Origin of the sequence: Marivirga arenosa (assembly GCF_030503875.2) — a bacterium.
GTDB classification, from domain to species: Bacteria; Bacteroidota; Bacteroidia; order Cytophagales; family Cyclobacteriaceae; genus Marivirga; species Marivirga arenosa.
Window position 1 is genome coordinate 1,055,901 of sequence record NZ_CP129968.2, and the last position, 14,193, is coordinate 1,070,093.

At 33.5% G+C, this 14,193-nt stretch carries 16 protein-coding genes; 11 read left to right on the forward strand and 5 right to left on the reverse strand.

Annotation, left to right across the window (positions count from 1 at the left end; all coding sequences use genetic code 11):
* The first annotated feature begins 39 nt into the window (after window positions 1-39).
* From QYS47_RS04525 to QYS47_RS04540, 4 genes are all read left to right on the forward strand, one after another.
* Window positions 40-396, forward strand: a complete 357-nt coding sequence (locus QYS47_RS04525) for a four helix bundle protein (RefSeq protein ID WP_302127622.1) — start codon at window positions 40-42, stop codon at window positions 394-396.
* A 55-nt stretch (window positions 397-451) separates the two neighbouring features.
* On the forward strand, window positions 452-1,759 hold the full coding sequence (der, locus tag QYS47_RS04530) for a ribosome biogenesis GTPase Der (protein WP_308357572.1): 1,308 nt from the start codon (window positions 452-454) through the stop codon (window positions 1,757-1,759).
* 64 nt (window positions 1,760-1,823) lie between these two features.
* Window positions 1,824-2,105: a hypothetical protein gene (locus tag QYS47_RS04535; protein ID WP_308357571.1), complete on the forward strand. Its 282-nt coding sequence runs from the start codon at window positions 1,824-1,826 to the stop codon at window positions 2,103-2,105.
* Between the two features lie 131 nt (window positions 2,106-2,236).
* A complete protein-coding gene (locus QYS47_RS04540; RefSeq protein WP_308357570.1) occupies window positions 2,237-2,650 on the forward strand; it encodes a BLUF domain-containing protein in 414 nt (137 codons plus the stop codon).
* Window positions 2,651-2,698: 48 nt separating this feature from the next.
* Here the strand turns inward: QYS47_RS04540 and QYS47_RS04545 are convergent, their stop codons facing one another.
* Window positions 2,699-3,775: a 3-oxoacyl-ACP synthase III family protein gene (locus QYS47_RS04545; RefSeq protein WP_322347873.1), complete on the reverse strand. Its 1,077-nt coding sequence runs from the start codon at window positions 3,773-3,775 to the stop codon at window positions 2,699-2,701.
* A 34-nt stretch (window positions 3,776-3,809) separates the two neighbouring features.
* Entirely contained in the window at window positions 3,810-4,400 is a 591-nt protein-coding gene (locus QYS47_RS04550; RefSeq protein WP_322347874.1) for a TetR/AcrR family transcriptional regulator, read from the reverse strand.
* A 277-nt stretch (window positions 4,401-4,677) separates the two neighbouring features.
* Here QYS47_RS04550 and accD point away from each other — a divergent pair, with 277 nt between their 5' ends.
* Complete coding sequence (accD, locus tag QYS47_RS04555) at window positions 4,678-5,517, forward strand: acetyl-CoA carboxylase, carboxyltransferase subunit beta (RefSeq protein ID WP_308357567.1); 840 nt, start codon at window positions 4,678-4,680, stop codon at window positions 5,515-5,517.
* A gap of 67 nt (window positions 5,518-5,584) precedes the next feature.
* Here accD and QYS47_RS04560 read toward each other — a convergent pair whose 3' ends face one another.
* Window positions 5,585-6,079 carry a hypothetical protein gene (locus QYS47_RS04560; protein ID WP_322347875.1) on the reverse strand — a complete coding sequence of 165 codons (495 nt, stop codon included), beginning with the start codon at window positions 6,077-6,079 and terminating at the stop codon, window positions 5,585-5,587.
* 64 nt (window positions 6,080-6,143) lie between these two features.
* Here QYS47_RS04560 and QYS47_RS04565 point away from each other — a divergent pair, with 64 nt between their 5' ends.
* Both QYS47_RS04565 and nqrF read left to right on the forward strand, forming a co-directional pair.
* The gene (locus tag QYS47_RS04565) at window positions 6,144-7,121 is read left to right on the forward strand and encodes a radical SAM protein (protein ID WP_322347876.1); all 978 of its coding nucleotides are present in this window, start codon (window positions 6,144-6,146) and stop codon (window positions 7,119-7,121) included.
* Between the two features lie 154 nt (window positions 7,122-7,275).
* Window positions 7,276-8,580, forward strand: a complete 1,305-nt coding sequence (nqrF, locus tag QYS47_RS04570) for an NADH:ubiquinone reductase (Na(+)-transporting) subunit F (protein ID WP_322347877.1) — start codon at window positions 7,276-7,278, stop codon at window positions 8,578-8,580.
* Between the two features lie 57 nt (window positions 8,581-8,637).
* Here the strand turns inward: nqrF and QYS47_RS04575 are convergent, their stop codons facing one another.
* Together QYS47_RS04575 and QYS47_RS04580 are read right to left on the reverse strand one after the other, a co-directional pair.
* Window positions 8,638-9,696 (reverse strand): cyanophycinase, encoded by a 1,059-nt coding sequence (locus QYS47_RS04575; RefSeq protein WP_322347878.1) that lies wholly within the window; start codon window positions 9,694-9,696, stop codon window positions 8,638-8,640.
* A 140-nt stretch (window positions 9,697-9,836) separates the two neighbouring features.
* Complete coding sequence (locus QYS47_RS04580; protein WP_308357562.1) at window positions 9,837-10,022, reverse strand: hypothetical protein; 186 nt, start codon at window positions 10,020-10,022, stop codon at window positions 9,837-9,839.
* Window positions 10,023-10,166: 144 nt separating this feature from the next.
* On the opposite strand from QYS47_RS04580, the gene QYS47_RS04585 reads away from it, so the two are divergent.
* The 4 genes from QYS47_RS04585 (at window position 10,167) to QYS47_RS04600 (ending at window position 14,078) form a co-directional block, all read left to right on the forward strand.
* Window positions 10,167-10,538, forward strand: coding sequence for a co-chaperone GroES (locus QYS47_RS04585; protein ID WP_308357561.1), 372 nt, complete (start codon window positions 10,167-10,169; stop codon window positions 10,536-10,538).
* A 96-nt stretch (window positions 10,539-10,634) separates the two neighbouring features.
* Window positions 10,635-11,954 carry a sugar porter family MFS transporter gene (locus tag QYS47_RS04590; RefSeq protein ID WP_322347879.1) on the forward strand — a complete coding sequence of 440 codons (1,320 nt, stop codon included), beginning with the start codon at window positions 10,635-10,637 and terminating at the stop codon, window positions 11,952-11,954.
* 130 nt (window positions 11,955-12,084) lie between these two features.
* Complete coding sequence (locus QYS47_RS04595; protein WP_308357559.1) at window positions 12,085-12,735, forward strand: TetR/AcrR family transcriptional regulator; 651 nt, start codon at window positions 12,085-12,087, stop codon at window positions 12,733-12,735.
* Window positions 12,736-12,737: 2 nt separating this feature from the next.
* Entirely contained in the window at window positions 12,738-14,078 is a 1,341-nt protein-coding gene (locus QYS47_RS04600; protein ID WP_308357558.1) for an ABC1 kinase family protein, read from the forward strand.
* Window positions 14,079-14,193: the final 115 nt, after the last annotated feature.

The window sequence follows — 14,193 nt, forward strand, 5'->3', positions numbered from 1 at the left end:
AATAATTATTAATTTGAGATACCAAAGCCTTCAAAAAGTATGAGATCTGATAATTTAATTCAACAGAAAAGCTATAATTTTGCACTGAATATCATAAAATTAGCTCAGAAACTAAAAGAAGCTACACATTTTGAAATATCTAGTCAGGTTTTGCGATCAGGAACGTCTATTGGTGCCAATGTAGAAGAAGCTATTGGTGGGCAATCAAGGAAAGATTTTTACGCAAAATTATCTATAGCTTATAAAGAAGCAAGAGAGTCTCATTACTGGTTAAGATTAATAAAGGATTCTGGCTTATATAATGGAGATGAGATAAATAATAGGATAGAAGAATGTGAAGAGATACTAAAAATCATCACAGCTATTCTCAATAAAATAAAGCAAAATGGCTTTTAATCAGGGAACATTAATTCTGATTTACTAATTACAAATTACTAATTACCAAATATAAATGTCAAATATAGTAGCAATAGTAGGGAGGCCTAATGTCGGGAAATCCACTTTTTTTAATCGTTTAGTTGAACGTAAACAGGCGATTATGGATAATGAATCAGGAGTGACTCGTGACCGTCAATATGGAGAGGCACAATGGACTGGTAAGAAATTTACAGTCATTGATACAGGAGGGTATGTAACTGGTTCCAGCGATATCTTTGAAAAGGAGATCAGGAAGCAAGTTAAAGCAGCATTAAGCGAAGCAACCGTAATTCTTTTTATGGTAGATTGCCATACTGGACTCACGGATATGGATAAAGACTTTGCAAATGTTGTAAGAGAAGTCGGGAAACCAGTATTTGTAATTGCAAACAAAGCCGATAATACTGAAAAGAGCTATATGGCAGGCGAATTTTACGGATTGGGATTTGATGAAGTATTTACCATGTCTTCAGCAAGTGGATCAGGTAGCGGTGAAGTATTAGATGCGGTTGTAAAGCTTTTTCCTGATGATGATCATAAAGATCCTTACGAAGGAGTGCCAAGGTTGGCTATTTTGGGAAGGCCAAACGCGGGAAAATCATCATTTTTAAATGCGTTATTAGGTGATGAGAGAACAATTGTTACTGACATTGCTGGAACTACTCGTGATTCTATCAATACACACTATAAATTGTATGGCAAGGATTTTATTTTAACTGATACTGCCGGTTTGAGAAAAAAGACTAAATCTAAAGATGATATAGAATTTTATTCAACTATTCGAGCTATTCAATCTCTTCAAGATAGTGATGTATGTATTATCATGATTGATGCAACTCGTGGTTTTGAATCTCAGGATATGCAAATCATAGGATTGGCCCATAAAAATAAAAAGGGTATCATGATTATGGTGAATAAATGGGATCTGATTGAAAAAGATGGGAAAACGCATGATAAGTTTAAGAAAGAAATTCAAGAAAAGCTTGGTCCACTTGATTATATTCCAATAATATTTACCTCTGTAGTTGAAAAACAAAGAATTTTTCAAGCAATAGAACTTGCCACAAAAATATATTTTAGCAGATCAGAAAAAGTAAGTACTTCTGCTTTGAATGAAGTAATGTTAAAGGAGATAGAGAAATATCCACCTCCAGCACTAAAGGGGAAATATATTAAGATTAAGTATGTAACTCAATTACCTACTTATACTCCAACTTTTGCATTTTTCTGCAATTTGCCACAATACATAAAGCCACCTTACGAAAGATACTTAGAAAACAGGCTAAGAGAGAATTTTGACTTCGAAGGGGTTCCAATTAAACTAGTTTTTAGAAAAAAATAGTAAATACTTTTGCAGGTATTTAAAATTAGATACATTTACATCTTAAACCATAATCAATTGAACTATGAAAAAATTATTTACACTAGTTTTACTAGGAGCATTTAGTTTAGCTGTTTTTGCATGTGGAAATACAAGCGAAAAGGAAGAAGCTAAAGAGCAAATGGAAGAATCAACTGAAGAAGTAAAAGATGCAGTTGAAGATGCAGCTGACGAAATGGGTGATGCTGCTGAAGAAATGAAAGAAGATGTAGAAGAAAAAGTTGAAGAAGGAAAAGAAAAAGCAGAAGATGCTGGTGAAGAAATGAAAGAAGCAGCTGAAGAAGTGAAAGAAGAAGTTGAGAACTAATATTTCTCAAATTATAAAAGTTTAAAAGGCTACCAATTGGTAGCCTTTTTTTATTGCTAGATGTTTAGTTAAACAATTTTTAAATTAAACTATTTACATATAGGTTCATTTTTTAATTAAACATAATTTTTATGCTATCTCAATTAGTGTATGTAAGTGATAGAGTGAATAATTCGGAGAAAGAAATCGAGAATATTCTTCAAGCTTGTAAAAAGAATAATCCAGATTTAGGTATTACAGGAGCTCTACTTTACTCAGATAAAAAATTTTTGCAATTAGTAGAAGGGGAAAATGATACAATAATGACTTTATATGACAAAATAAAAGATGATCACCGTCATAAAAACTGTATTATGCTGTCGTATATGCCTATCACTAAAAAAAGTTTTCCATCTTGGCATATGGGGTCAAAAAAGATAGGAAGTAATGAAATTGAATTTGACACTAGTATCAATAGTGCTGAAAAACAGATTTTTTCTAATTTATTAGATGGTAAGGAAGAGAATGGCTCTAAAACAAAACAAATAATCCAAAAGTTTTTTTAATAAATACTAAGAGAGTAATTCATAAATTTGAATTACTCTCATAAGATATCACATTCTATAAATGATGGCGTTTATATGCATTCCAGCTCCAACTGATGCCATAATAATGTCATCTCCACTTTTTACTTTATGACCTTCAAGTTCTCCTTTTAACATTAAATCAAGCATAACAGGAACAGTGGCTACTGAATTATTACCAAATTTCTGGATTGTCATAGGCATCATTTCTTTAGCCTCTAACCTTAAATCATACAATTGACCAAGCTTTCTTAGAATTGCCTCATCCATTTTTGCATTCGCTTGATGAATTAATACTTTTTGAATGTTTTCTAAAAATATCCCAGACCTTTTTAAGGCAATCTGCATGGCAGCAGCTACTTCATCCAAAGCGTATTCATAAATTTTACGTCCTTTCATTTTAATGAACCTTGCTTCTTCTTCAAGTCCTGGTTTATTGGACTTACCCATGGCTAAGTAGTTAAGTTCTTCTGCAGCATCCGTTCTATTGGCAAATCCTAAAATTCCTTTTCTGTCGTCATCATATGAAGCTGAAACAATGGTTGCTCCGGCTCCATCTGAGAATATCATTCCATCTCTATCATGTGGATCCACGCATCTACTGAGGGTTTCAGCTCCAATTACCATAATGTTTCTACAAAAACCACTGCGAATCATTTGATATGCTTGTATAACACCTTGAACCCAACCTGGGCATCCGAAGATGATATCATAGCATACTACATCAGGATTTTTAATATTTAATTTATGCTTAACTTTTGCAGCTAAACTTGGCATATTATCCACTCTATTGGTACCATATTCTATGTCGCCAAAATTGTGAGCATATATAATGTAGTCAAGATCTTCTTTGTCAATTTTACTGTTTTTTAAGGCATTTTCAGCTGCAAAAAAACCCAGGTCAGAATTCAATTGATCTTTGTCTGCATATCGTCTTTCTTTGATTCCAGTAATTTTCTCAAACTTTTGAATAATTTCTTCATTAGAAACTTCAAAAGGTGTTCCATCTTCCATGTAAAATTCGTGTTGTAGAAAATGTTCATTTGGCACTACATTTTCAGGAACGAATGATCCTACTCCATTAAAAACTACATTAGGTGTTTTCATATTAATTATATATAGTCTGTACTTAAAATTTTAATTAATTATTTTTTACGGCATCCCAACATGCATTTGCAGCCTGTTCTATCCTTTCAGCACTTAATTTCTGTTTATGATCTATTTGTAATTTTGCCAATGAGGTAATGGGGCCATAGGCTAAAGATATAATGGTGTAAATCGGTAAATCTTTCATGGCTTTTGCGCTTTTTGCTTCAATGAAAAACATCATTACTGGAGACATAATCATAAAACTTTCCTCTCTTGTAAGCTTACTCATGTAAGAAGCGTATCTGTGTTGTTCTATAAATTGAAAAGCTTTAGGGTGATCCATGAAATAATTGATAAGGTTCATCCATAAATGTTTGAACCGATCTTTGAAGGATTTATTCTCATTATAATCATCAAGCATAGCATTCATTACCTTTCGCTTTATTTCTTTAAATAGCTCATTGATTAAGGCCTCCTTATTTTCAAAATATCTATAAATAGTGCCTGCACCTATTCCAGCTTTTTCAGCAATCATAGAAATAGGAGTTCCATGAAATCCATTCTCGGATATCAATTCAAGCGTTGTATCTAAGATTAGATTTTTCTTATCAAGTTTATTTTTAAGTGCGGAATGAACGTTCATTCCGAAAAGTTCGTGACTTTAAAATTCTCATCAAAATATTTTCATAAATATTTAAACCGCTGGTAACCAGAAACTAACGTTTGTTAGTAAGTGGGTGTAGTATATTCTGAAGATGATTTTGCGTAGATTTTATCTATTATTTAACCAGAAAGGCTTGGATATTTTTTAGCGATAAAACCGGATTTAATATTTTACTTTGGCAATTGACATTCAATTCATTTATCTTTGACCTTCCAATTAAAACCTGTAAAAGGTTTAATTAAAAATTTGAAACAATATGGCTTGGTTTAAGCGACAAAATAAAGGGATTTTAACTCCTACAGAGAATAAAAAAGAGGCTCCGGATGGCTTGTGGTATAAAACCCCAAGTGGGAAAATCATTCACATGCGTGAGCTCAAGCAAAACGCCTATGTTAGCCCAGATGATGAATATCATGTTAGAATAGGTTCTAAGGAATATTTTGAGATTCTTTTTGATGACAACAAGTTCACAGAGCTTGATAAAGATATGGTTTCTGGTGATCCTTTAGAATTTGTGGATAGCAAACCGTACCCTAGCAGAATTAAGAAGACTCAGGAAAAAACAGAATTAAAAGATGCTGTTCGATCTGCTCACGGAAAGATGAATGGGTTAGACATTTGTATCGCTTGTATGGATTTTGGATTCATTGGTGGTTCAATGGGCTCTGTGGTTGGAGAAAAAATTGCTAGAGCGATTGAATATTCTATTAAGAAGAAAGTGCCTTTTTTAATGATTTCAAAATCAGGGGGCGCTAGAATGATGGAAGCAGGATTTTCACTAATGCAAATGGCTAAAACATCCGCTAAACTTGCTCAACTCTCAGAAGCAAAAGTACCTTATATTTCATTATTGACAGATCCAACAACAGGCGGGGTTACTGCTTCTTATGCTATGTTGGGTGATTTCAATATAGCTGAACCTGGTGCTCTAATTGGTTTTGCTGGACCTAGGGTAATCCGTGAAACCATAGGTAAAGATTTACCAAAAGGCTTCCAAAGCTCAGAGTTTGTCCTTGACCACGGCTTTTTAGACTTTATAGTAGATAGAAGACAATTGAAAACGAAGTTGACAACATTGCTGAAAATGTTGAAATAATATTTTAACTCTCAAAATGCCAGTAGAACCACTGGCATTTTTTATGAACTGCTATCGGGTAAAGTCATTAATCAATCTCTTTTAATATTTTTCTAGCCCTTGATTGAAACCCTTTAGATGCATTTTCAAATTTGAATAATAGAATTTCCTTTAATAAATGCATTAAGTCCTTATTATTTTTGGATAGTTCAAAGGCTACACTCATAGAAAATACCTGAACTGCAATTGAGCTTTCATTTCTTTCCAAGGTCTCAAATGCGAGATGGGTACATTGTTCTTGAAGGTTTATTGGGATTTCTATGAATTGAAATGTGCGCCATATATTCCTTTCTAAAGCTTTGGAGGGATTATTCTCTAATAATTTTATTAGCAAAGTAATGTCTTGTTCTTTTATTATATCTGGTTTTAATTCTACTACACTACTAAAAACCCAGGAAGCTTTATCATTAACTTCAGGTTTTTTCAAAGCTTCTAATAGAGTTTCTATTTCAACTTTTCCGCTTAATACTTCTTGTTGTAAAGTTTCCTTCTCAATCTTATACTTGATTTTACTATAATCCATTTTTTTCAAGCATTCTCATAAACACAATTTAGCATTTAGAGTAGCTTATTCCTAACTTTAGGCCATGCGCTTAATCCGAAAACCGGTTTTATGTAATTATTATGTGACCTACAGGTGCAATGCGAGTTGTCACTTTTGTGATATCTGGGAGAAGCCTAGTCCCTATATTGAACTAAAGGATGTAGAGAAAAATCTAAAGGACTTAAAGAAATTAGGCGTAAGAGTGATTGATTTTACTGGAGGAGAACCATTATTACATCAACAAATAGATGTTTTTCTCAGAATTGCGAAGAAATTAGGCTTTATCACCACCCTTACCACAAATGCATTATTGTATCCTAAAAAGGCAGAAGCACTTAAAGGATTAGTGGATATGCTTCACTTTTCACTCGATTTTGCAGATGCGGCAAAGCATGATGAAGTGAGAGGAGTGGGCTGTTTTGATTTCGTTATGAAGTCGATTGAAATAGCTAAATCCCTGGGTGAAAAACCTGATATTTTGTATACCGCCATGAATGAAAATATTCATGAGCTAGAAAAAATATACTATAATATATGTTTACCAAATAACTTGGTACTGATTGTAAATCCTATTTTTGATTATAATGCAGTTGAAACTGGAGGAGGATTAACTCAAGAAAATCTTCATTATTTAACAAAGGTCAGCAGATGGAAAAATATTTATCTAAATGAAGCCTTTATTAAATTAAGAGAAGAAGGTGGGAATCATGTAGATGATCCTGTTTGTAAAGCGGCTTCTTCTTCTATTGTAATCTCCCCAAAAAATGAATTGATTTTACCCTGTTATCATTTAGGAAAGCAAGAATTCCCAATTCAAGGAGATTTATATAATTTGTATAAGTCAGATGAAGTTCAAAAGCTAGCAGCTCTTGAAGGCAGGCTTCCTGAGTGTGAAGGATGTGCCATAAATTGTTATATGCAGCCCTCTTTTGCGGTAGAAATCAATCGCTATTTCTGGAAAGCATTGCCCTCAACCATAAAATATAACCGCCTAAAAGGGACCTGGAAAAATATTTTTTAATAATTTGAAAATTTCGCCAACTTTTTGAATGTTCAAACTGTTAGAAATTCAAATATATTATTGGAAAAATATTGAGCCTAACTTATAGGTTTACATTTTATGTAATATATTTGCAACTCAATTAATTGAATCATTAAGAACAAAATAAAAGTTCATGACATCAGTAATTATCACTTCAATTGTTGCCTTTACAGTGCTAATACTATTATTAGTATTGATTCTGTTATTTGCGCAATCAAAATTAGTTCAGTCCGGACCAGTTAATATTGTTGTTAACGGAGATGAAGACAATCCAATTGTAACAACGGCCGGCTCCACTTTATTGTCTACTTTATCAGGACAAGACATTTATTTACCATCTGCTTGCGGTGGTGGTGGTACTTGTGCCATGTGTAAATGTGTTGTTGAAGATGGTGGAGGTGATGTACTTCCTACAGAGGAAGGTCACTTAAGCCGTTCTGAAAAGAAAGAGAATGTTAGACTTTCTTGCCAGGTTAAGGTAAAAGAAGACATGCATATCCGTATACCAGAAGAGATTTTTGGTATCAAAAAGTGGGAGTGTACTGTTAAATCTAACTACAACGTTTCTACTTTCATTAAAGAATTTGTTGTTCAATTACCAGAAGGTGAAACTTTAGATTTCGAATCAGGTGGTTATATACAAATTGATGTTCCTGAAATTACTTGTGAATTTAAAGATATAGATATTACTCCACATCCAGACTTAGGTCACAAAGATGATATCTTCAAAGAAGATTGGGATAACTTTGGTCTGTGGGATTTAGTAATGAAAAATGTTGAGCCAATCTTTAGAGCTTACTCTATGGCGAATCACCCAGCGGAAGGTAATATCATCATGCTGAATATTAGAATTGCTACTCCACCATGGGATAGAGCTAAAAATACTTGGATGGATGTTAATCCTGGTATCTGTTCTTCTTATGTTTTCACTAGAAAACCAGGTGACAAAGTAACAATCTCTGGACCTTATGGTGAATTCTTCATTAATGAATCTGATGCAGAAATGATTTATATCGGTGGTGGTGCAGGTATGGCTCCATTAAGATCTCACATCTTCCACTTATTCCATACTCAGGGTACTGATAGAAAGGTATCTTACTGGTACGGTGGTAGATCAAAAAGAGAATTATTCTACGTTGATCATTTTAGAAAGATCGAAGAGAAGAATCCTAACTTCCAGTTCCAAATCGCGCTATCTGAACCATTAGAAGAAGATAACTGGAAAATTAAGAAGAGCTTAGATGATAAAGACGGTGATGGTTATACTGGATTCATACATAATGCTTTATACGAAAATTACTTGAAGCATCACAAAGAGCCGGAAGAAGTAGAATACTACTTATGCGGACCTCCAATGATGAATGCTGCGGTATTGAAAATGTTAGATGACATGGGAGTTCCACCAGAAAACATCAGATTTGATGACTTCGGAGGTTAATCCATAATAAATATTAAAGAGAAAGGGCTTTTTAAAAGCCCTTTTTTTATGTCAAAATCACTCAGGATGCTGTATGTCGTTACTTATTATTCCATTATTGACATTTACCTGTTCTGATGTAACTTCATTCGTTAGAGGCTGCCAATTAAAAATATTAAAGCTTTTTGTATAATTATCCTTTCCCCTCACTGAATAAGCAGTGATTCCATCAGTCCAATGCAAAGGGGTATTAGCTTCACACCTATTTGGTGATGAATTTGCAGTCAAAAAATATGCATAATCTTGATATTCCGAATTTCCAAAAACTGCTGCGTCTCCATTTTCTTCGATAGCTACGGCAGTATGTTCATCAACAGCAATAGCTTTAATGACTTCGTAATTTGCTATTATTCCATCTTGAATGCATCTAGCCATGAAGGATATGGTTCTTCCAAGTCTATTTCTTTCTGAAAAGTGAGAGTCAGTAATTATATTTTGTAAACTTGGAATTGATATAAAATCAGTTTTTAATGTTTCCATGTTTGTGTGATAAGGGTTTTCAAGAGCTTCAGAGGACTTTACACCTAAATTTTGAGGGATATATGCAATTCCGCCCAGTACTGCTAATCCTGCTGAAGTACCACCTATAGGTACTTTTTTATCATTAAATAAATACCCTATAGCACTTTCAACTTCAGTGTTTTTCCAGAGATTGTAGTATTCTGTTTGGTCACCACCCGCTATGAATAATGCTTCAGCAGCTCTTATTTTTTCCCGGACAAAATTTGAATTAGCTTTTTCCTTGCTATCAACCACTATTGTTAAGATTGAATTGGCTCCTTCTATAAAAGTATCGTCATTATAACCATCGCGGTCATCAGTTCTTAGGACTACAAAATCACCACCATCCGATTTTGATACCATCCAATCGAACCATATTTTTTGATCGGTTGCTCCACCTGCCAACAGTAATCCTAAGCTACTATTAGTTTCAATGTCACTTGTGCTGCCTGTTAGATAATAGGTGATATTTGTATTTTCTTCAACAGACTCTTTATCGACTACTTCATTTTGAGATTCTTCGAAATTACATGCTAGTAATAGTGAAGAAAGAAATAAAAATGCTGACGCTTTCATAAATTGTAGGTTTTAAGAAATTGTAAACGAATTAGGGGTTGAAGTGAGCATACACATCATTAATTTAACGGAAAAAGTAAAGTATATCAAATACTATAGAAGTATTTGATTTTAAAATTTGAAAGCTGAGATTCTTATTATTAATCTTTTTGATTCTCCTCTCTTTTCTTTTTTCTTTTCCACCAAAAATAGGCACCTATTAATATCAATATGGGAAGAACGACATAAAGTATATAATCGAACGGACTATTTAACATAATCGAATCATTTCCATCTGGTTGTGGAACCCCTTTTGGTATCTGTAAAAGTAGTTGTAAAATAAACATATTGTAAAAAGTTGTTTATTATACTTAACTCATGCAAGCCATTGCAGTTATAATCATGTGATTCCTTAAAATCATCACACTATTTTTGTAGTGTAAAGTAATTAATAATGAAATCTTTTATTTTTGCACTTTAATTTTCATGCAATGGTAGAACTAACATTAGAAAATAAATTAAAGAGGATTATTGTAGTAGGAGACAGGGTTTTAATTCGGCCTAAAGAGCAAAATGAAAAGACTAAAACAGGTCTTTATCTCCCACCAGGTGTTAAAGAAAAGGAACACGTTCAAAGCGGATATGTAATGAAGGTAGGTCCTGGATATCCATTACCATTACCTAATGAATCTGATCAGCCATGGAAAGAAGAGGAAGCGAAATATATTCCGCTACAAGCAAAGGAGGGTGATTTAGCATTATTCCTTCAGAAAGGAGCTCATGAAGTAAGGTTGGATGATCAAAAATATTTCATAGTTCCTCAGAGCTCAATTTTGATGTTAGAGCGTGAGGAAGACCTTTGATCCTATTAGTTTTAACAGCTACTTTGATCAGTATCTATAATTTTGATTGTCAATATACTTTCCTAATTTAGATGAGTTATATTGACAATCAAAACTATGTTTAAAAACTCATACGTCTTTTTTATATCCTTAACAGCTGCCTTAGGTGGCTTTTTATTTGGCTTTGATACAGCCGTAATTTCAGGAGCAGAACAAGCAATCCAAACAATCTGGGAGTTGTCAGACTGGATGCATGGTTTTTCAATTGCAATAGCATTATATGGAACCGTAATAGGGGCTTTAGCTGCAGGTGCACCTGCTAACAAATACGGTAGAAAGCCAATGTTACTTCTTATTGGAGTATTATATACAGTATCTGCTCTGGGATCTGCTCTAGCACCAGAAGTTATTTCTTTTATGGTATTCCGCTTTATTGGAGGTATAGGAGTTGGAGCTTCTTCCGTAATTGCACCTATGTATATAAGTGAGATAGCGCCAGCAGGTAAAAGAGGTGGTTTGGTGGCCTTATTTCAATTTAATATTGTATTAGGTATTCTGGTAGCCTATTTTTCGAATTATTTAATTGCTTTGGCTGATTTAGAAAGCAGTTGGAGATGGATGTTAGCTGTAGAGGTTTTTCCAGCATTAATTTACTCAGTTTTGAGTGTTCGTTTACCAAGGAGTCCACGCTGGCTGATAGCCAATCATGACAATTATGAAGACGCTAGAGTGATTTTAACCAAAACGGATCCTGAAAATGTAAATCAGATTATTAATAATATTGAAATTGAAAAGGCTAAGGAAGAGCAAGAATTAGGCTTTTTTGCTTTATTCAAAAAGCAATATTTCAAATTTACTTTCATGGCTATACTGATAGCCTTTTTTAATCAATTGTCAGGAATAAATGCCATTATTTATTTTGCTCCTCGAATTTTTGAGTCTGCTGGCATAAGTACAGAAAACGGCTTATTATCTACTATGGGGATTGGCTTTATCAATGTAATAGCCACTATGTTTGGACTTTATTTAATCGATAAAATGGGCCGTAAATTCCTATTGTATTTAGGTTCAGCTGGCTATTTAATTTCATTGAGTTTGATGGCTATCAGTTTTGGTGGTGACATCATTCCTTCAAATTTATTACCATTTTTTGTATTTCTTTTTATTGCGGCTCATGCAGTAGGAAGCGGTTCAATTATTTGGGCCTTTATTGCTGAAATATTTCCAAATAAATTAAGAGCAAATGGACAATCAATTGGAAGTTTTACGCATTGGTTATTCGCAGCAATTATCGCAAATGTGTTTCCATTTTTTGCGAACACCTTTGGCTCTGCTTCAATATTCTGGTTTTTTGCACTTATGATGCTAATTCAGTTACTGTGGGCAATATTTATTATGCCTGAAACAAAAGGAAAACAATTAGAAGATATTAATTAAGTTAAAACCTTTATTTATACCATTATCTTATCCTCATCAATCAAATGTAAGATGAGCTGATATTTTATTGATTATTCTTAAAACCTTTCGGATAATCAGGCTGTTACAAAGTCATAATTCAAATAGTATTATGGCAAAAAAGGAAACAGCAAAAGCGGTTGATTTAAAAATAAAAGAAGCATACATTGATTATGTTTTAGAAAACGGTAAACAGCCCGCATCTATTTACAAATTTTCAAAAGATTTGAAATTAAAAGAAGTTGATTTCTATAATCACTTCAATTCTTTCCAAGCACTTCAGAAGCATATTTGGGCGGATTTCTTTAAAGAAACTGTTGATACACTTCATGCTGAAGAGGCATTTGTAGAATATACTTCCAGAGAGAAATTGTTAGCATTGTATTTCACATTGATCGAAATTTTGAAAGTGAATAGATCTTATGCAATGATGGACCTTCAGAATATGAAAAAGGGTGATCTTAAACCGTCCTTCTTAGAAGTCTTTAAAAAGCATTTCTTGAAATTTGTTGATGAAATCTTGCTTCAGGGAAAGGAAACCGAGGAAATTATGGATCGCCCTATTATAGGAGATCGATATTCTGAAGGCTTATGGATTCAAACGCTTTTCATATTACAGTTTTGGGCAAACGATGAAAGTAAGGATTTTGAAAAAACAGATGCTGCAATTGAAAAAGCAGTTAATGTAGCCTATGATTTAATGGGTAAAAGTCCATTAGATTCCATGTTTGATTTTGCCAAATTTTTATTTCAAAACCGTTAATTATGGCTGATAGAAAAGAACAATCACGCATACCCGTTTCCAAAATTCAGAGAGCCAGCAAATTTGTAAGAACTGGTGCTAAGGTAGGCGGTAATTATATAAAGCATTACTCTAAAAAAGCATTTAACAAAAATTTAGACAGATCACAACTTGATTTGGATAATGCTGAAGATATTTATGAATCATTAAGCGAATTGAAAGGAAGTGCATTGAAGGTTGCGCAGATGTTAAGTATGGATAGAAATTTACTTCCGCCTGCTTATCAAGAGAAATTTACTATGTCACAATACAGTGCACCGCCATTATCGTATCCGTTGGTAGTAAAAACTTTTCAAAAAACTTTGGGAAAGGGACCTGACGCATTATTTGATAGTTTCACTAAAAGTGCGGTGAACGCAGCTTCTATGGGGCAAGTGCATAAAGCACAAATAGGTGATAAAATCTATGCGGTGAAAATCCAATATCCTGGAGTGGCAGATAGTATTAGTTCTGATTTACGATTGGTGAGACCTTTTGCTACTCGATTATTCAATATGAGTAATGCAGAATTAGATCATTATATGAGTGAGGTAGAAGGTAAATTGATGGAAGAGGCTGATTACGCTTTGGAGCTACAACGATCTAAGGAAATTACGGAAGCTTTGGCTGGTAAAATTGATGGTTTATTCTTTCCGAAATATTATGAGGAATATTCTGGTGATAGAGTAATTACTATGGATTGGTTAGAAGGCGTTCATTTAAAAGAATTTTTAGAAACTAATCCTTCTCAAGAAGTAAAAAACAAAATTGGGCAGGCTTTATGGGATTTCTATAATTTCCAATTCCATGAATTGAAGCAAGTTCATGCTGATCCTCATCCAGGTAATTTTATGTTTAAGGATGATGGAACAATGGGAATTATTGATTTTGGCTGCATTAAGGAGATCCCTGATGACTTTTATGAAAATTACTTCAGTTTGTTGAAGCCAGGATTTATGGAGGATAAAGATGAAATTGATAAGAGGTTTAAGGCATTAGATTTCTTCCATGAAAAAGATACTCCTGCTGAAAGGGAAATATTCAGTTCTGTATTCTTAGAGATGATAGGGATGTTAAGCAAGCCTTTCCAATATGAAACTTTCAACTTTGGAAATAATGCTTTCTTTGAGGAGATATACGCAATGGGAGAGAGAGTTTCAAATATGAAAGAAGTAAGAAATAGTAATGGCGCTCGAGGTTCAAGACATGGTCTTTATGTTAATAGAACCTATTTTGGGCTTTACAATATGCTGAATCAATTGGATGCAGAAGTAAAAATAACTAAGCCAGATTGGTTGAAAGGAAGTAGAGAAAAAGTAGCATAACTTTTATTTACTTTTGAAATTAACTAGATAGCCATACGAAAGTGTGGTTATTTTTTTTGGTTTAATAGTAAATCCTTTGTAGCAATTTTTATAAAGAACTCTTTTTCAAAAGGTT